Below are 19,492 nucleotides of genomic sequence, written 5' to 3'. Positions count from 1 at the left end.
TTCTCTCCCTCTTCACACCACCGCCTTCAACACAAACAATCCTTCATAATACTTCTTATATCCCCATCCCAAAAGCAAATTGGGCACCATTAAGGTAAGGCCCATCAGCCAGCCCGATGGCACTAAAATGGTATGAAACAGCAGCACATTTAAACTGATCGGGAAAAGCACCACCGCCGAAAACGGCGCATAACGATTAATGAGCAATGAGATGCCGCCGGCAATCTGGATCACCTTCTGCATGGGGTAAAAGTAGCCTGTGCCTTTAAGTCCCGCAATAAAGGCGCCTGCCTTGCCCGTGTGCAGCGGTTGGTAGGGAATAAAATGCAGGAAATAATCAAGCCCGAACACCAGGTAGAGAAACCCGAGCAATATGCGGCAAATAAGTACGGTGGTTTTCATTAATCAAACTTAAACATAAAACCTGCCAATCAAAAAAAGCGCCCGCAGTAAAACTGCAGACGCCTCATGAAAACCTAACTCATACAAAAACTATCGCTTACAATACAGCCGCTCTCTTTTCGCCATAACCTTTTTCACTGGGGCCGTATTGTTAATTGATAGACTGATATAAATGGGAAAGGTTTAATGGGGAGGGGGGCATAGTTGATGGTTCATAGTTCATAGCCGAAAGCATGCTCACCCGTTTTACCGTTAACAAATGACAATATTACCATGAACCATCAACCATGAACTATGAACTTTTTCACTATGTTTGTGCGATTGTCAATTAGGCGGCATCATCTATAAAAAAGCGTGTAATTTAATGCTGAGCATCAACGAGATTAAAAAACCTATTGCGGCTGATATTGATGTTTTTGAGGGGAAGTTTAAGGCTTCCATGCAAAGCTCGGTGCCATTGCTCGACCGTATTACCCATTATATTGTTAAACGCAAAGGCAAGCAGATCAGGCCGATGTTCGTGTTTTTTTCTGCCAGCATTTGCGGAGGAATCAATGAATCTACCCATCGCGGGGCCGCCCTTGTTGAATTGCTGCATACCGCTACGTTGATCCATGATGATGTGGTGGACAACTCGTACCAGCGCCGCAGCTTTTTCTCAATAAACGCATTATGGAAAAACAAGATAGCCGTTTTGGTAGGTGATTTTTTGCTATCGAAGGGTTTGCTGCTGTCCATGAAGAACGATGATTATCGTTTTTTGAAGATCGTTTCTACCGCTATGGAACAGATGATCGAGGGCGAATTGCTGCAGGTGGAAAAGGTGCGGAGGATGGATATTGAGGAAAAGGTTTACTACGAAGTGATCCGCCAGAAAACGGCCAGCCTGATAGCCAGCTGCTGCGAATGCGGCGCCGCATCTGCCGGCGCCGATGATGAAACCATTGAGAAGATGCGCCTTTTTGGCGAGAAGATAGGTATAGCGTTCCAGATAAAGGATGACATGTTTGATTTCGGAACCGACGATGTGGGCAAGCCGCTCGGTATCGACATAAAGGAAAAAAAAGTTACGCTACCGCTAATTTATGCGCTTAATAGCAGCAAGCCTGATGTTAAAAAGCAAATGATAAACCTGGTTAAAAACCATAACGACGAACCTGAAAAGATTGCCCGCATTATTAACTTTGTGAAGGAGACCGGTGGATTACAATACGCCGAAGCCGCCATGAAGAAATACCAGGACGAGGCTTTTGAGATATTAAATACCTTCCCGGCAGGTGAGGCACGCACAGGGCTGGAACAACTGGTTCGCTTTACAACTGAACGCAATAAATAATGAGCAGCGAGCTGATCTTCATATTAGGCTTCATCGTGTTCATTTTAATAATGTTGTCGCTGGATCTGGGCCTTTTCGCCAAAACCGACAGGCCGGTGAGCCTTAAGCAGGCCGGCATCATGAGCGCTGTTTGGGTAACATTCGCGCTGATCTTTTACGTATTGATCCTGAATTTCGGCGACCTGCTTCACCACGTGGATAGCTTCGCCGCGCTGCAAAGGATCAATGTCGAACACTTTCATAACCTGAAACTAAATCCTAATGATTTCCAGGGTGGGTTGAAGCTTTATCGCAATAACCTGGGGCTGGAATTTATTACCGGCTACGTGGTAGAATATGCCTTATCGGTTGATAATATCTTTGTGATTGTGCTGATATTTACGGCATTTGCAGTTAACCCGAAATATTACCATAAGGTGCTTTTTTGGGGTATCATCGGCGCGGTACTGATGCGGTTTAGCTTTATTTTCCTGGGATCGACACTGATTACCCATTTCCATTGGATCCTGTACTTATTCGGCGCATTTTTGGTGTACACCGGCGTTACCATGTTCATCAACCGGAACCAGGAGGATGAAATTGACCCGGAGAACCATAAAATAGTAAAATTTGCATCCAAATATTTTGCGGTACACCCAAAGTTTGAGGGCGATAAATTTTTTATAAAGATCAACCGTAAAAAGCTGATCACGCCATTGTTCCTGGTGCTGCTCATCATCGAAGTTACCGATCTTGTTTTTGCAGTGGATTCTATCCCCGCGATCTTTTCCATCACCAAGGATCCTTATATCGTTTTCTTCTCTAATATTTTTGCTATCCTGGGCCTGCGTTCCATGTTCTTCCTGCTGGTAAATATTATCGATAAGTTCCATTACTTGAAGGTTGGCCTGGCAGTATTGCTGGCATTCATCGGCTTAAAAATGCTGGGGGCAAATTATGTTGAAGAGATCGGACTCACTACAGGCAGGTCCCTCCTGATAATCTTAGGCATCCTGGTTGTAAGTGTGGCGGCGTCTTTGATATTTCCGAAGAAGGAAGAAGTGAAAGCATAGCTAGATAAAATTTACGAAGTTTTTAAAACTTCGTAAATTTGACTTCGTTACAATCTTAAATCTCACGTCTCAAATCTCATATCTACAAAAATATGGCAGACAACAGCAACCCCAAAATTCCTACACTTTATGAATGGGCCGGAGGCATGGAAGTGTTTGTAACTCTTTTTGATAAATTTTACGACAAGGTTTTGGCTGATGAGATCCTTGAGCCGGTTTTCAAACACATGTCGGCGCAACACCGGTTGCATGTGGCGCATTTTGTGGCCGAAGTTTTAGGTGGCCCGAAGGTTTATAGTGAATCGGAAGGCAGCCACTTCGAGATGATCAAAAAGCACCTGCAAAAATATCTCACTGAAACGCACCGTAGGCGCTGGATGGAACTGCTGCTGCAAACCGCCGATGAACTGGACCTGCCTGCCGATCCGGAATTTCGTTCCGCCTTTTTAGCATACCTGGAATGGGGGACCCGCATAGCCGTCATCAATTCAAATACCAGCGAAGTTACCGAAGACCCCAACGTACCAATGCCCGAATGGGGTTGGGGCGTACCAGGTGGGCCGTTTTTGGGGTGATTTATTGATGTGCGAATGTGCGAATACCCTTCACCGTGCGTCATTGCGAGGAACGAAGCAACCTCTAAGCTATACAGATCAGCGCCCAAAGGTATTGTGGTAACCAATCAGCGGTTGTAAGGTCACATCAGCATAAAGGTTCCTCGATTGTCCTATGTAGAGCTGGCTTCGTTCCTCGCCATGACGGTTGAGTGAGTCTTCCTTCGCATTTTACTAATCTCTGATCTCCGGTCTCTAATCTCTCAAACAAAGTGCTTACCTTAGCCAAATGCAATGGATTGATTTTAAGCTCTTCAAGATTACTCCCTTTTCTATATTGGACATTTTGCTGCTGGCAATTATTATTTACCAGCTGTATAACCTGATCAGGGGGACTATTGCTGCCAATATTTTTATCGGTCTGGCGCTTATTTATGTGCTTTACTTTATCGTTCCCGACTCAAAAATGCCGTTGCTTGCCGGCATCCTCAAAAAAGTGGCCGATGTGGGCATCATTGCCGTTATCATCCTGTTTCAACAGGAGATCCGGCGGTTTTTGCTGCTGGTAGGGAAGAACGCCTCGCTGCAGCGTAACAAGGCCTGGTGGCAGTATTTTTTTGGCAAGGCGCAGATAGAAAAGGATAATTACGCCCGCATAAAGCCAATTATTGATGCCTGTAAAAGCCTGAAACAAACCCGTACCGGTGCCCTTATCGTATTCGCCAAATATTATGATGAGCAATTTTACCAGAACAGCTGTGAGGTAATTGAAGCAAAGATCTCAAAGCGGCTGCTGGAAAGTATCTTTCAAAAAAATAGTCCGCTGCATGATGGTGCGGTTGTTATTGCCGAGAACAAGATAAAATCAGCCAGCTGTATTTTACCCCTTACTGAAAAGACCGACCTGCCAACGCAATTTGGCTTACGCCACCGTGCAGGCATAGGTGTAACTGAAACCAACGACGCCACAGCCATCATTGTGTCTGAAGAAACCGGCGAGATCTCTTACGCCAAGCAGGGTCGGGTTAAAATGAACATCAGTTTTGCCGAATTGGAAAAACTGCTGAATAAGGATTTTTAATATTTAACGTTCTTATATGATGCAAACGCTTTATTCATTCGATACCTTACGGGTTTTGCTTAATGTAAGCTTGCGTTACCTGCTATTTACAGGTTCCTTCTACTTGTTTTTTTATGTGTGGAGGAACAAAAAATACTGGCAGGCAAAAATCCAGCAAAAGTACCCGGATAAGCAGCACATCTTCCGCGAAATAAGGTATTCCTTTTTTACTGTATTGATCTTCGGCTTTGTGATCATGCTGACGATAATAGCGGGCTCTAAGGGGTTAACACTCGTTTACACACCCATTAACAAATATGGGTACGGATATTATTTCATCAGTATTCTGCTGATGATAGTTATGCATGATACCTATTTTTACTGGACACACCGTGCCATGCACTGGAAGCCATTGTTTAAATGGGTACACAAAACACATCACCTGTCAACTAACCCAACGCCATTTGCCGCCTATGCCTTTCACCCGCTGGAGGCATTTGTTGAGGTGGGTATTATTCCAATCATCGCGTTCACCATCCCGCATCATACTTCAGCAATCACCATATTCGGAGTTTATTCACTGCTGTTGAATGTTGCTGGGCATTTGGGTTACGAACTTTTCCCCGAGGGCTTTGCCAGTCATAAGATTTTTAAGTGGCACAATACTTCTACACATCACAATATGCACCACCGTCTGGTAAAGTGCAATTACGGGCTATATTTTAACTTTTGGGACAGGGTAATGCATACCAACCACCCGGATTATGAAGAAACCTTTAACAAAGTAGTAACACAACGAAAGCAGGAGAACGTAGTCGCCGTGCCGACCGGTGAAGCTGTTCAATAAGTATTAAATGCTTATTAATTAACTATTTGTCGTTACAACAACCGTATTTTATTATATCTTTACGGAGCGTATTGCTTATATTCCAATAATCAAGCACGGTTGTTTTAGCATGCAAATACTATCTACATTGTCAAAAATTGCAGAAGCATTAGGTGTGTCCCTTACGCTTAGCCTGGAATATTTGTTATTTGCAGGCTCTGTTTTCATTTTCTTTTATGTATGGAAGAAAAAAGAGTTCTGGTATTTGAAGATCCAGCAAAAATTTCCGGGCAGGGAGCATATCATCCGCGAAGCAAAATATTCCTTTTTTACAGTGATTATCTTTGGAATGGTGATACTACCGGTAATGTGGGCCACGAGGGAGCGTTACACATTGGTTTATTATCCCATTAATAAATATGGTTATGCGTACTACTTTTTCAGCATCGTACTGATGATTGTTGTACACGACGCTTATTACTACTGGGCACACCGACTGCTGCACTGGAAAAAAATCTTTAAGTATGTGCACAGAACACACCATTTGTCGCTAAACCCAACCCCGTTTTCCGCATATGCGTTGCACCCGGTTGAGGCACTGATAAACGTCAGCATTATTCCGCTGATCGTATTTACAATTCCTTACCACGTGTCTGCCATAACTGTTTTTTCCGCTTATACGCTAATGATGAATGTTGGCGGTCATATGGGGCATGAGTTTTTTCCAAGGGGCTTTGCCACCAATAAATGGTTTAAATGGCACAATACGGCCACGCATCATAACATGCACCACCGCTATGTTAAATATAATTTCGGCATCTATTTTAACTTCTGGGACAGGGTAATGAAAACCAATCACCCCAAATACGAAGAAAATTTTGAGCAGGTTATTGTACAACGTGAACGGGAAAAATTAGTCCGGGATGCACTTCAAACGCCGGAAGAGGGTGTTGCTTTTCCAAATCTGGAGGAAGTGTTGTTGTAGATTTATAAGGGGGCAATGGAGCTAAGTGTTCAATAACTCTGCGCCTGCTTTAATTTCTTAGCCTTGTCGGCACCAAAACCCAATATCGGCATATTATCATACCCATCAAGTTTTGCTATTGGCATATTGTCAAATCCATCAAGCTTCATAATTGGCATTTTACTGAAGAATGGCTGGCCGTCTAGCTTAACCATATTGCTCGTCAGCGTCCAAGCTTTATCAAGATCAAGTTTTGGCTTTAACAAATTGTTGCCGTCCGGCTTGCTCTCTGTTGGAGGTGTAAAGTATTTTTCCATTGGGTTTGAAAAATCTTTTGGCTTAAGCTGTTGAGTTTGCGCCTGCAGTGAGTAGGCGCCGCTAACCAGGATGCATGCAAATACAAGTTTTTTCATGACGGTTATTTAAAGTTCACGTAGAGACACAATGCTTTGTGTCTTTGTATAATAACAAATGTAAAAAACAGATTTGTTAAATCACGTTAATTTTGATTCGGAAAATGTTAAAGTTTAGGTTAAGTAGTTGATTAAGTTAGATTGAGTTGATTGGGTTATCGAAAATGGAATTTAATTATCCAACTTAATCTAACCTAATCAACTCAATTAACTATTTTTTATTTAGCGTCGTTAACAGCTTTAACAGCCTCGTCGGCAGCAGTTGCTGATGCGGTGTCATTCAATTTTGTACGCTCGGTCTTTATGGTGTTTAACAAACCGGTAATAAACGGAGCTACGCCAAATTGCTTGTATTTAATGCCAAGTTCCTTAAGCGCGGTGATGCCCTGCTGTGCATATTCAGGTTTGTCAACACGGCCGGTCATAGCAGCAAAGCTGCGGGTTAAGCCAAACTTGGTTTGCGGACCCGCGTCGCTGTATTGCTTGTAAACATAAGGCCATTGCTCGCTGCCGCCATTTGTTGCATAGGTAGTAACGATGGCCTGGCTAAGCGCGCCTTTGTTATCCTGTTCAAAGCCCTTTGCTAATGTTAATGATTGTGCCGGATCCAATAAAGCAATTGCACTTAAAGCCGCACCCTGTACTGCGTACGACTGGCTGCTCAATGCCTGTTTAAACAACGTTAAATTACCGGATGCCTTTAACGCACCCAGCTTGCTGATGGCAGCAGCGCGAACCAATGTATTTTCATCAGTTTGTGCCAGTGAGGTTAATACAGGTAATGCAGCATTGTGGATATCATCGATGCTCATGTTCAAAGCTTTTATTGCTTTGATGCGTAAGCCGTAATATTTATCCTTTAACGCAGCAATCATTACTTTTTGCCCGGTTTTATCGGCCTGGTGCGCAGCAGCAAAGTTTATCGCCTCAAAACGATCCATGTATAACGGAGCGTTAAAGTATTGGAACGCAAATTGATCAAGTGTTTTGTCGTCGGTTTTTTTGACAAGTAAAACTTTATCGGCATCAACGTTTACCAAATCAGGTTTTGTTGCAGATGGGAAGGTCAATGTATCCGCCTTGTCATTCATCCAAACTTTAAACCTGTTCTTTTTACCACCGGCGTAAATATCAACAGCCATAGGCAATTTAAATGTTTGGCCATCCTGGGTTTGCGCTAAATAAACGGTTTCGGTTTTGGTCGCATCATCATATTTATAGCTGATGTTTAAAACCGGGTGACCTGCACCATAATACCATTGGTTAAAGAACCAGTTCAGATCCAGTCCACTGGCTTCTTCTTCTGCTAAGCGCAATTGTTGTGCTTCGCCAGCTTTAAACGCGTTTGTTTTTAGGTAGATGTTAAGGCCTTTGTAAAAGGCATCCTTGCCTAAATAATTGCGCAGCATGTTTAAAATACGGCCACCCTTTTGGTAAGTCACTACGTCAAACATATCCATCTCGTTATTATAATGGAAACGTACCAGGTCCTTTGTTTTTGCATCAGGCGAGCTCAGATAGTTCACCATGGCATCGTTGCTGTGTGCATCAGCTTCGTCTTTACCGTATTTATGTTCAGCCCAAAGCATTTCGCTAAAGTCAGCAAATGATTCGTTTACGGTAAGGTTGCTCCAGCTTTCGGCAGTAACCAAATCGCCAAACCATTGGTGGAAAAGCTCATGCGCAATAGTACTGCGACCGGCATCATAATTAGCATCAATCAGTTCGCGCGGGGTTTCCTGCACATAATCGCCATGTAGCGTTGCAGAAGTATTCTCCATCGCACCGCTCACATAATCACGAACTACGATCTGCGAATATTTATACCATGGGAAATCAACACCCAGGGTGGTTGAATAAAACTCAATCAATTCAGGCGTCATCCCGAAGATCTGTTTTGCATAAGGTGCATATTTAGGTTCCAGGTAATAGTTTACCTCCTTGTTGCGCCATTTGTCCTTGTAAATTTTAAAATCGCCAACGGCCATCATAAACAGATAAGGCGCGTGCGGCAATTCCTGTTTCCAGGTATCGGTGCGGGTGCCATCGCCATTAAGCTTCTGACTTGCCAGGCGGCCATTCGACAAAGTAACATACTTTGCCGGAACTGTCATGCTGATCTCGTCAGTTGTTTTTTGTGATGTTTTGTCGATAGTAGGGAACCAGCATGAAGAACTTTCAGATTCGCCCTGTGTCCAAATCTGGGTTGGCTTATCTTTTTCGGTACCGTCCGGGTTAATGAAATATAAACCTTTAGCGTCAGTTATAGCCGCGCTGCCCTGTTGTTTCAGCTCATTTGGCTTCGAGGTATAATCAATATAGATCGTATAATTTTCTGTGTTATGATAAACCTTATCCAGCTGAATATTTACGGTAAGGCTGTCGTCATACTTAAACTTTAAAGGGATGTTTTTACCATTCTTAACCACTGCAATGGTTTTCAGGTCCATGCCCTTGGCATCAAGCCTTAGGCTGTCAGTAGGATAAAAGTGTGGCTTCAAGGTAACCCATTCCTTGCCGTACAGGTAGCGTTTCTTGTAATCGAAGCGTACATCAAGCTTGGTGTGGATCAGGTCGTTGATCCTGGGCGGTGTTGCCCGGTAGATCTTCAATGCCGGATCTTCGGGTTTAGCGGTTTGAGCATTGGCAGCAGTTATAGCCAGGCCGCTAAAAAGGCCCGAAAGTATAAATGCGGAGAGCGTTTTGGTTGTTATCATAATGACGAATAATGGTTTTTAATAAAAGAATTTTGGTATGGGTCAGTTTGGGTATATATTATAATACTTAAACAAAACTATAAAGTTTTGACAATTAAAACTAAGACGATGTGGATACAAATAAGTTACAGCTGCAGCGGGTTTTGTTTTTTGATTCAAGATTGAACCAAAGGGTCAAAAACGCACGCCAACTGTTCGGATGCGAACATTTGTGATTGATGATTTAATTTATAATATTCTGATATATAGGTATTTAAATAAATGGCATGTCTTTTATTACCTGGTAGCTGTAAAACATGTGTAGGAAAAGGGTAGTCGTAAGTACAGATGGTTAAGATATTAGCCATTACTTTTAAAAAAGACACCAATGAACTAATGAACAAGTGAACCAGTAAACTAACACCATGATAAAGAACTATTTAAAAATTGCCTGGCGCAACCTTTTAAAGAACAAGGCGCACACGTTTATTAATGTAACCGGCTTATCGGTGGGTATGGCGGTGGCTATGCTGATCGGACTTTGGATCTGGGATGAATTATCATATGACAAATACTTTCAGAATCACGACAGGATAGTGCAGGTATGGCAGCACCAAACCTTTAACGGCAAGGTGGGCAGCCAGATAGCTATGCCTATTCCCTTAGGCACAATGCTGGGTAAGGATTACCGCAGTGATTTTAAATATGTAGTACTTTCCAGCTGGAATTATGATCACATTTTGGCCGTTGGTGATAAAAAAATAACGCAACCGGGCAGTTTTATGCAAGCGGAAGCACCGGACATGCTTACCCTGAAAATGCTTAAGGGAACAAGGGCAGCTTTAAAAGATCCGTCATCCATTATGCTTTCCGCTAAAGTAGCAAAGGCAATGTTTGGGAACGACGATCCGATGAATAAAACAATTAAGCTCGACAACCAGCAATTGGTTAAGGTTACCGGTATTTATGAGGACCTGCCCCACAATACAAGCTTTAACGAATTGTCGATCATCATTCCATGGGATTTATATGTGAGCAGCCAACAATGGGTAAAGCAAGCATCAACACAGTGGGGAAATAACTCATTCCAGATCTTCGCGCAGCTAAATAGTAACGTAGACATATCTAAAGTTGACGCCAGGATAAGCAAAATCAAAGCAAAAAATATTGCTGCACAAGGCGATAATGTAGGTGCATCATTTAAACCGGTAGTTTTTCTGCATCCTATGAATAAATGGCACTTATTTTCTGAATTTAAGGATGGCATTAACACAGGGGGCGCTATACAATTTGTGTGGATGTTTGGCATTATCGGCGTGTTTGTGCTGCTGCTGGCCTGCATCAACTTTATGAACCTGAGCACAGCCCGGTCGGAGAAACGGGCGAAAGAAGTGGGTATTCGCAAAACAGTAGGCTCTTTAAGAATTCAATTGATCACCCAGTTTTTCAGCGAATCATTATTGGTGGTGGTTTTTGCGTTCCTGTTTTCCATCGTGCTCGTATTATTGATATTACCATGGTTTAACCAGGTTGCCGATAAAACTATGGTGATCCTTTGGGCCAGCCCTGGTTTCTGGATCTTAGGCATCACCTTCAGCTTACTCACAGGCTTAATTGCAGGCAGCTACCCGGCATTTTATTTGTCGTCGTTTCAACCTGTTAAGGTGTTAAAAGGTACGTTTAAGGCGGGCAGGTTTGCTGCTATACCGCGCAAAGTGTTGGTGGTGCTACAATTTACGGTTTCGGTTACCTTAATTATTGGTACTGTTATCGTCTTTAAACAGGTGCAGCATACCAAAAACAGGCCGGTTGGATATGACCGTACAGGACTTGTACAAATGAACATGAAAAGCGATGTGATCCACAAGAGTTTTGCCGCAGTACGTAACGACCTGCTGCAAAGCGGAGTAATTATAGAAATGGCCGAATCCGGCAGCCCCTTAACCGATGTTTACTCAAACAACAGCGGTTTAAAATGGAGGGGTAAAGCGCCCGACCTGCAGGACGATTTCGGAACCATCCGTATGAGCCCCGAATTTGGTAAGGTTGCTAATTGGAAAATTTTAGACGGGCGCGACTTTTCAAGAGAATATGTAGGCGATACATCGTCAATGATCCTCAACGAGGCGGCTGTGAAATTCATGAATTTTAAGCGACCGGTAGGGGAAATAGTTGAATGGGGCAAAAAGTTCAAAGTGATAGGCGTGATAAAAGACCTGCTGATGTCATCTCCATACGAACCGGTAAAACCCAGTGTATTTATATTGGACACCGGCGTAGGCAATATAGTTGATATCCGCTTGAATCCAAAAGTGGGAACCCACGATGCCCTGGCTAAAATTGAAGCCGTATTTAAAAGATACGATCCGGGAAGCCCGTTCGATTATAGGTTTACAGATGAGGAATATGCCAAGAAATTTGCCAACGAGGAACGTGTGGGCAAGCTCGCAGGCTTTTTTACCCTGCTTGCCATCTTTATCAGCTGTATGGGGTTATTCGGAATGGCGTCGTTTATGGCCGAGCAGCGCACCAAGGAGCTAGGCGTACGCAAGGTGCTTGGCGCTTCGGTATTCAGCTTATGGAAGTTAATGTCGGTTGATTTTATAGTGCTGGTAAGTATTTCATTGCTGATAGCCATCCCCACAGCATATTACTTTATGCACGGCTGGCTGCAGGATTACAAATACCGCACCGACCTATCCTGGTGGATCTTTTTAGGAACAGCCGCCGGCGCAATCATCATAACCATACTCACGGTAAGTTACCAAAGCATAAAAGCAGCGTTGATGAACCCGGTGAGTAGTCTTAAAACGGAATAAGTTAATTAGAGACCAGAGGCCAGAGATTAGTTGAATTCCGGCAATGAACCATGAACTATTAACCATGAACTAAACATGATAAAGAACTATTTTAAAATTGCCTGGCGTAACCTGGTAAAGAGCAAGACACATACATTTATTAACATCGGCGGTTTATCGATTGGGTTGGCCTGCAGCCTGCTTATTTTGCTATGGGTGCAGGACGAGCGTAGCGTAGATGGCTTTCATGCCAACGGACCTCAATTATACCAGGTATATGAACGCAGTATACAACAAGGCGTAACCGATGCCAGCTACGTTACACAAGGGTTACTGGCCGATGAGTTGAAAAGAAAAGTGCCGGAGGTTCAATATGCCAGCGGCCTGGAACAAAATCATCCCCGTACGTTTGAGGTCGATAATAAAGTGCTTAAAATGGATGGAACTTATGCCGGGGCAGATTTTTTGAAAATGTTTAGCTATCAACTTTTAAAGGGAACGCCCAGTAGTGCTTTGACTGCCGCCAACAGCCTTGCAATTTCCCGTAAAATGGCCGAAGCTTTTTTCGGTTCGGTTGATAATGCAATGGGGAAGGCCATTCGATATGAAAACAAGGACAATTTGGTGGTAACCGCGATTTTTGAAAATTTGCCGGCTAACTCATCGCAGCAATTTGATTTTTTGAAAAGCTGGAAGGCTTTTGTTGCCGAAAATACGTGGGCAAATAACTGGAACAGTTCCAGCCCGTCAACTTATATACAGCTACGCCCTGGTGCCGATCCTAAGAAGGTAGCAGCTAAAATTAAAGATTTTCTCAGCTTTTACAGGCCAGCCACAACAGGGCTCCGCACCGAACTTGCATTGCAACCTTATACAGAAAAATACCTGCATTCAACATTTAAAAACGGAATGGCTGACGGTGGCAGGATTGAATATGTAAGCATTTTTAGTTTAGTGGCCATCGTTATTTTACTTATTGCCTGCATTAATTTTATGAACCTGGCTACCGCCCGCTCAATAAAACGGGCCAGGGAAGTTGGCGTGCGGAAAGTTATGGGCGCGGCCAGGATAAGCTTAATAAGCCAATTTATGAGTGAAGCGCTGCTCCTTTCATTTATATCAATGATTATAGCGATTCTGATAGTTGTATCGTTATTGCCTGAATTTAACAATATTACCGGAAAGCAGATTGTGATACAAGCGGGACAACCGGTTTACTGGCTGGCTTTGGCAGGCGTGCTGATAATAACCGGGTTATTATCGGGCGGATATCCTGCTATTTTCCTGTCATCGTTAAACCCGGTTCGGGTGTTAAAAGGCAGCCTTAAATTTGGGCGGGGCGCAACGTTTTTCAGAAAAGGGCTAGTTGTTTTCCAGTTTACACTATCAATTATCCTTATTATAGGCACCATCGTGGTTTCGGGGCAGATGAATTATATCCAGGGTAAAAACCTGGGGTATAATCGCGAAAACCTGCTTTATGTCCCCCTAGAAGGAGATTTGATTAAAAATTACGATTTGTTTAAATATGAGGCATCGCAGATGCCCGGCGTACAGTCCATCTCAAAAATGAAGGAATCGCCCACAGTAATAGGCCATTCAAGGACCGACATTAGTTGGGAAGGCAAAGATCCAAATCAACCGGCGTCGTTTTCTGATGCCACGGTTGGATATGATTTTGTGAAAACGATGAAGCTGCAGCTAACCGGTGGACGCGATTTCTCAAAAGAATTTGCCGACTCGGCAAACTACCTTGTAAATGAGGCCGCCGCTAAAAAAATGGGCTATCAAAACGCAGTCGGCCGTCCTTTATCATGGGACGACCGCAAAGGCCAGATTGTAGGCGTGCTGAAAGATTTTCATTTCAACTCATTGCACGAGGCCATCGGGCCACTGGTTATCCGCCTGGCTGATAATCAAAAATGGGGCACAATACTGGTCCGTATTAAAGCCGGCAAAACAAAGCAAGTAGTAGCCGGGCTCGAAAAGATAGGCAAAGAGCTTAATCCCGACTTCACATTTTCGTACCAGTTTTCTGACCTGGAATATGCCAAATTGTACAACAGCGAACAGGTGGTAAATAAGCTTTGCAATTATTTTGCGTCCATCGGCATTTTTATTTCGTGCCTGGGCCTTTTAGGTTTGGTTATGTTTACCGCAGAACAGCGCGTTAAAGAAATTAGTATCCGCAAAGTATTAGGAGCAAAGGTAAGCTCGCTGTTTGCATTATTATCGTCGGAGTTTTTGATACTGGTAGTGATTTCATTGCTGATTGCTTCGCCGGTTACGTGGTATGCCATGAGTAAATGGCTGCAGGGATTTGCCTACCATACAACTATGCAATGGTGGATGGTTGCCCTGGCAGGTGGCCTGATAATTTTAATCGCTATGGCGACGGTTAGTTTCCATGCAATTAAGGCAGCGCTGGTAAACCCTATAAAGAGCCTGCGTTCCGAGTGATTAGAGGCAGAGATTAGTTAAAAAAAGCTCCGGCTATGAACTATGAACCATTAACTATGAACTAACCATGATAAAGAACTATTTAAAAATTGCCTCGCGGAGTATTTTGAGTAACAAGGCTTCGTCATTGATCAATATCGGCGGCCTGGCGGTGGGTATTGCTGTAGCTATGCTGATTGGTTTGTGGATCTGGGATGAGCTGTCGTTTGATAAATATCACCAGAATTATAAAAATATTGCCCAGGTAATGGAGCGCTCCACGTCCAATGGCGCTGTAAATACCGGCGGAACTATTCCGTTGCCGCTGGATGCCGAAATGCGTAAAAGCTATGGCAGCGATTTTAAGCACATCGTTATGGCATCGTTTAATGATCCGCATGTGTTAGCTGTTGGTGATAAGAATATCTCCTATCCCGGCAGTTTTATGAGTGCAGAAGCGCCCGATATGCTTACCCTTAAAATGCTCAAAGGAACCCGCAATGGGCTGAACGGGCAGTCGGGGATACTGATCTCACAATCTGTGGCGAAGGCGTTGTTTGGCGATGCTGATCCCATAAACCAAACTGTAAAGCTTGATAACAAGGCCTCATTTAGCGTTTCGGGCGTTTATGAAGATCTGCCGCGCAATGCCACGTTTCACGATGTAGCCTTTATGGCCCCCTGGGATTTTTTCGCTAACAACAAGGATTGGATTCAGCGCGACCCTAATAACTGGAGCGATAATTCGCTGTTTATGTATGTACAGGTAGCTGATAATGCTGATATGGGGAGGGTGTCTAAAAAAATAAAGAACATAAAGCTGAACAAAATAAACCAGGAGGAAGCCAAAAGGAAGCCTGAAATGTTCCTGCAGCCAATGAGTAAATGGCACCTGTACTCAGAATTTAAGAATGGGATAAATGTTGGCGGTGCAATTCAATATGTATGGCTGCTGGGTATTATCGGTGCGTTTGTGTTGTTACTGGCTTGCATCAACTTTATGAATTTGAGCACCGCCCGGAGTGAAAAACGCGCTAAGGAGGTAGGTATCCGTAAAGCTATCGGCTCATTGCGCGGACAGTTGATCAGCCAGTTTTTTTGCGAATCGATGCTGGTGGCCGTACTGGCGTTCGTGTTTTCACTGGCGCTGGTATGGCTTGCGTTGCCTTATTTTAACAATATTGCCAACAAGCAAATGACTATTTTATGGGATAAGCCGCTATTCTGGCTGATGGGCGTAAGCTTTACCTTATTTACAGGATTAATTGCCGGTATTTATCCCGCTTTATACCTATCGTCGTTTCAGCCAGTTAAGGTATTAAAGGGAGCGTTCAAGGCTGGTCCGCTGGCGGCCATTCCGCGCAAGGTGCTGGTGGTTATGCAGTTTACGGTTTCGGTTGTTTTGATAATTGGTACCATCATCGTTTTTAAACAGGTTCAGTTTGCCCAAAACCGACCTGTTGGCTACAGCCGGGACGGCCTGGTTGCGATCGAAACCACGAACGATGACCTGAACCGGCAGTTTTATGCATTCAGGACAGATTTGTTAAAGACAGGAGCGGTAAAAGAGTTAACGGGATCGTCGAGCCCAACCACCGGGCTTAATAATAACCGCGGCGACCTGGAATGGAAGGGGAAGGAACCGGCAGTATCCGCTTCTTTCGGCAATGTTAAGGTAACCACAGAATATGGCAAAACTGTAGGCTGGCAATTTGTCGAGGGCCGCGATTTCTCGAGCCAGTTTACTACAGATTCGTTATCCGTTGTGCTGAACCAGGCAGCTGTGAAATATATGAATCTTAAAAATCCGGTTGGCGAGATCATAAAGGTGGGACCAAGATATTTAACCGTGATTGGCGTGGTGAATGATATGGTGATGCAATCGCCGTATGAGCCGGTCAGGCAAACTATTTTCAGTATTGGCCGCGGCGGATTTGATGATATTATTATAAAAATAAACCCCAAGGTCAGTATGCACGAAGCGCTCAGCAAAATTGCTGCTGTGTGTAAAACCTACTCTCCATCTGTTCCATTTGCTTGCAAATTTGCTGATGATGAATACGCAAAGAAATTTGCTACCGAAGAGCGGATAGGTAAGCTGGCAGGTGCATTTTCGGTACTGGCTATTTTCATCAGCTGCCTGGGGCTATTTGGTATGGCATCGTTTATGGCGGAGCAGCGTACGAAAGAGCTTGGGATCCGCAAGGTATTGGGCGCAACAGTGTTCGGTCTGTGGCGATTATTGTCGGTTGATTTTGTCGCGCTGGTTATTATCGCACTGCTAATTGCTGTACCGCTTGCTTACTTTTTTATGCATGCATGGCTGCAACATTACAGCTACCATGCTGAGCTATCGTGGTGGGTGTTTGCTACAACAGGAGCCGGAGCCATCACGATTACCTTACTTACGGTAAGCTACCAAAGTATTAAAGCTGCGCTGGTGAACCCGGTGAAGAGTCTGAAATCAGAGTGATTAGAGGTCAGAGACCAGAGATTAGTTAAAGGCTAACTCCGGCTATGAACTATGAACCATCAACTATGAACTAAACATGATAAAGAACTATTTAAAAGTTGCCTTTCGGAACCTGGTGAGGAACAAGGCACATACATTTATAAATATGGCCGGCCTTTCTGTGGGACTGGCATGCAGCCTGCTGATTTTGTTATGGGTGCAAAATGAGCTTGGAATGGATGCCTTTCATAAAAATGGTAAAAGCTTGTTTACCGTTTATGAACGCCAATATTACGATAATAAGGTAAACACACAATATTATACGCCAGGAGTGTTAGCTGCCGAAATGAAGCGGGTGATCCCCGAAATTCAATATGCCACCAACGCTGTATTTTACGACGAGCACACTTTTAAGGTAGGCGATAAGGTGCTGAAGATAAAGGGCGGCTCAGCGGATGCTGACTTTTTTAAGATGTTCAGCTTTCCATTGGTGCAGGGCAACGCACAAAGCGCCTTAAGCAATCCCTTAGGAATTTCCATTTCGCAAAAAATGGCGCTGGATTTTTTTGGAAGCGGGCAGGAGGCAATGGGTAAAACCATCAGGCTTGATAACCGCAAGGATTTTGTAATTACATCGGTATTTGAAAACGTAGGTGCAAATTCATCCATAAAATTCGATTACCTGGTCAATTGGTCCTCATTTTTGGAGGATAACCCATGGGCAAAGGAATGGGGCAACAACACCCCCTTTACTTATGTGCAATTACGTGCCGATGCCAGCCCGGACCTGGTTAATAAAAAGATAACTCATCTTTTAGAGAACCTCGACAAATCTGAAAAGAAGGGAACCTTTACCCAGGAACTGGCCCTGCAGCGTTTTGGCGAAACTTACCTGCACGGCACATTTACCAATGGAAAAGTGGATGGCGGGAGGATCGGCTATGTAAACCTGTTCAGCATTGTAGCCATATTTATCCTGCTGATAGCGTGTATCAACTTCATGAACCTTACAACAGCACGTTCGGTAAAGAGGGCAAAGGAAATAGGCGTACGCAAGGTTGTAGGCGCGCTGCGAAGCGTGCTCATCAAGCAGTTTATCAGCGAATCCATATTACTTACTTCAATAGCGGTAGTAGTCGCACTCGTGCTGCTGGTAGTTTTACTGCCAGCATTTAACCAGGTCACCCAAAAACAAATCAAACTGCCATTTAGCGAAGCATCATTCTGGTTGAAGCTGGTGTTAATTACGCTTATTACAGGGATTATTTCCGGTAGTTACCCGGCCTTGTTCCTGTCTTCATTTAACCCGGTTAAGGTTTTAAAGGGTGGTTTAAAGCTTGATTCCGGTACAACCCTGTTTCGCAAGGGACTGGTGGTGTTCCAGTTTGTGCTTTCGGTAGTTTTAATAATAGGAACCATTATCGTATCACGCCAGGTTAGCTATATCCAGTCCACCAATCTTGGGTTCGACAGGGATAATCTTGTTTATATTTCCGTGGAGGGAAACCTGGCACAAGGTTATGAAACTTTTAAGAACGAAGCGCTTAAGTTACCCGGCATTAAGTCTATATCCCGCAGCAGTAATCCGCCTACAACCATCAGCAATTCTACTGTTTATGTAGATTGGGAAGGCAAGGACCCCAGCACCAAAGTTTCGTTCAGCGATGCCGCGGTAGGGTATGATTTTGTGAGCACCGTTAAGCTTAGCATGGTTGCCGGCCGCGACTTCTCAAGGGATTTTGCTACCGATACTGCCGGTTATGTAGTTAATGAAGAAGCGGTGAAAAGGTTGGGTTACTCCAACCCCATTGGCAAGCCCTTAACCATTTGGGGTGCAAAGGGAAAGATAATTGGTGTGATAAAGGATTTCCATTTCAGTTCGCTGCATGATAAGATCAAACCGTTGATCTTGTATTGCGGCGAGAAGGCCGGCGATGGCATGATACTGGTGCGTACGATGCCTGGTAAAACTAAGCAGGCACTCACCAGCCTGGAAGGCATTTGCCGGCAAATGAACCCTAACTTCCAGTTTACTTATACGTTCTCAGACGACGAATACAACAAGCTTTACAACAGTGAGCAGATCGTCAGCAAGCTTTCTGATGGCTTTGCGTTCCTGGCTATTTTTATTTCATGCCTCGGGCTGCTGGGTCTTGCCATGTTTACTGCCGAACAAAGGGTAAAGGAAATTGGGATTCGCAAGGTACTTGGCGCAAGTGTAACATCATTATTTGCCTTGTTATCTGCTGAGTTTTTATGGCTGGTGCTAATAGCCCTGCTGATTGCGATTCCGGTTGCTTCATATGCCATGAATTACTGGCTTCAATCATTTGCGTACCATACGCCGGTACAATGGTGGATCTTCGCCCTTTCAGCCGGGTTGATCATCCTCATCGCGTTGGCAACGGTAAGTTTACAAGCAATAAGGGCAGCATTGATAAATCCTATAAAGAGTTTACGCTCTGAGTGATTAGAGATTAGAGGCCAGAGCTTAGTTAAA

13 protein-coding genes are annotated in these 19,492 nt (G+C 43.9%); 10 read left to right on the top strand and 3 right to left on the bottom strand.

Features of this window, described 5'->3' with window-relative positions; all coding sequences use genetic code 11:
* Positions 1 to 12: 12 nt before the first annotated feature.
* Positions 13 to 402 (bottom strand): DoxX family membrane protein, encoded by a 390-nt coding sequence (locus tag KXD93_RS14035; RefSeq protein WP_258137772.1) that lies wholly within the window; start codon positions 400 to 402, stop codon positions 13 to 15.
* A gap of 364 nt (positions 403 to 766) precedes the next feature.
* Here KXD93_RS14035 and KXD93_RS14030 point away from each other — a divergent pair, with 364 nt between their 5' ends.
* The 6 genes from KXD93_RS14030 (at position 767) to KXD93_RS14005 (ending at position 6,215) form a co-directional block, all read left to right on the top strand.
* Complete coding sequence (locus tag KXD93_RS14030) at positions 767 to 1,738, top strand: polyprenyl synthetase family protein (RefSeq protein ID WP_258137770.1); 972 nt, start codon at positions 767 to 769, stop codon at positions 1,736 to 1,738.
* Entirely contained in the window at positions 1,738 to 2,790 is a 1,053-nt protein-coding gene (locus KXD93_RS14025; protein ID WP_258137769.1) for a TerC family protein, read from the top strand. Before KXD93_RS14030 ends, KXD93_RS14025 begins: the two co-directional genes overlap by 1 nt.
* 92 nt (positions 2,791 to 2,882) lie before the next feature.
* The gene (locus tag KXD93_RS14020; protein WP_258137768.1) at positions 2,883 to 3,365 is read left to right on the top strand and encodes a group II truncated hemoglobin; all 483 of its coding nucleotides are present in this window, start codon (positions 2,883 to 2,885) and stop codon (positions 3,363 to 3,365) included.
* A gap of 268 nt (positions 3,366 to 3,633) precedes the next feature.
* Positions 3,634 to 4,425 (top strand): diadenylate cyclase CdaA, encoded by a 792-nt coding sequence (cdaA, locus tag KXD93_RS14015; RefSeq protein WP_258137767.1) that lies wholly within the window; start codon positions 3,634 to 3,636, stop codon positions 4,423 to 4,425.
* A gap of 16 nt (positions 4,426 to 4,441) precedes the next feature.
* Positions 4,442 to 5,251, top strand: coding sequence for a sterol desaturase family protein (locus KXD93_RS14010; RefSeq protein WP_258137766.1), 810 nt, complete (start codon positions 4,442 to 4,444; stop codon positions 5,249 to 5,251).
* A 109-nt stretch (positions 5,252 to 5,360) separates the two neighbouring features.
* A complete protein-coding gene (locus KXD93_RS14005) occupies positions 5,361 to 6,215 on the top strand; it encodes a sterol desaturase family protein (protein ID WP_258137764.1) in 855 nt (284 codons plus the stop codon).
* 29 nt (positions 6,216 to 6,244) lie between these two features.
* On the opposite strand, the gene KXD93_RS14000 is transcribed toward KXD93_RS14005, so the two are convergent.
* Complete coding sequence (locus KXD93_RS14000; protein WP_258137763.1) at positions 6,245 to 6,607, bottom strand: hypothetical protein; 363 nt, start codon at positions 6,605 to 6,607, stop codon at positions 6,245 to 6,247.
* A gap of 218 nt (positions 6,608 to 6,825) precedes the next feature.
* Positions 6,826 to 9,324 carry a M1 family metallopeptidase gene (locus KXD93_RS13995; RefSeq protein ID WP_258137761.1) on the bottom strand — a complete coding sequence of 833 codons (2,499 nt, stop codon included), beginning with the start codon at positions 9,322 to 9,324 and terminating at the stop codon, positions 6,826 to 6,828.
* Positions 9,325 to 9,728: 404 nt separating this feature from the next.
* On the opposite strand from KXD93_RS13995, the gene KXD93_RS13990 reads away from it, so the two are divergent.
* The 4 genes from KXD93_RS13990 (at position 9,729) to KXD93_RS13975 (ending at position 19,462) form a co-directional block, all read left to right on the top strand.
* Positions 9,729 to 12,122 carry an ABC transporter permease gene (locus KXD93_RS13990; protein WP_258137760.1) on the top strand — a complete coding sequence of 798 codons (2,394 nt, stop codon included), beginning with the start codon at positions 9,729 to 9,731 and terminating at the stop codon, positions 12,120 to 12,122.
* 75 nt (positions 12,123 to 12,197) lie between these two features.
* Positions 12,198 to 14,561, top strand: coding sequence for an ABC transporter permease (locus KXD93_RS13985; RefSeq protein ID WP_258137759.1), 2,364 nt, complete (start codon positions 12,198 to 12,200; stop codon positions 14,559 to 14,561).
* A gap of 67 nt (positions 14,562 to 14,628) precedes the next feature.
* Positions 14,629 to 17,013 (top strand): ABC transporter permease, encoded by a 2,385-nt coding sequence (locus KXD93_RS13980; RefSeq protein ID WP_258137758.1) that lies wholly within the window; start codon positions 14,629 to 14,631, stop codon positions 17,011 to 17,013.
* A gap of 76 nt (positions 17,014 to 17,089) precedes the next feature.
* Entirely contained in the window at positions 17,090 to 19,462 is a 2,373-nt protein-coding gene (locus tag KXD93_RS13975) for an ABC transporter permease (RefSeq protein ID WP_258137756.1), read from the top strand.
* Positions 19,463 to 19,492 lie beyond the last annotated feature (30 nt).

This window comes from Mucilaginibacter phenanthrenivorans, assembly GCF_024721155.1.
Taxonomy (GTDB): Bacteria; Bacteroidota; Bacteroidia; order Sphingobacteriales; family Sphingobacteriaceae; genus Mucilaginibacter; species Mucilaginibacter phenanthrenivorans.
Note: the sequence above shows the minus strand (reverse complement) of the source record. Positions and strands in the feature narration are given on the sequence as shown.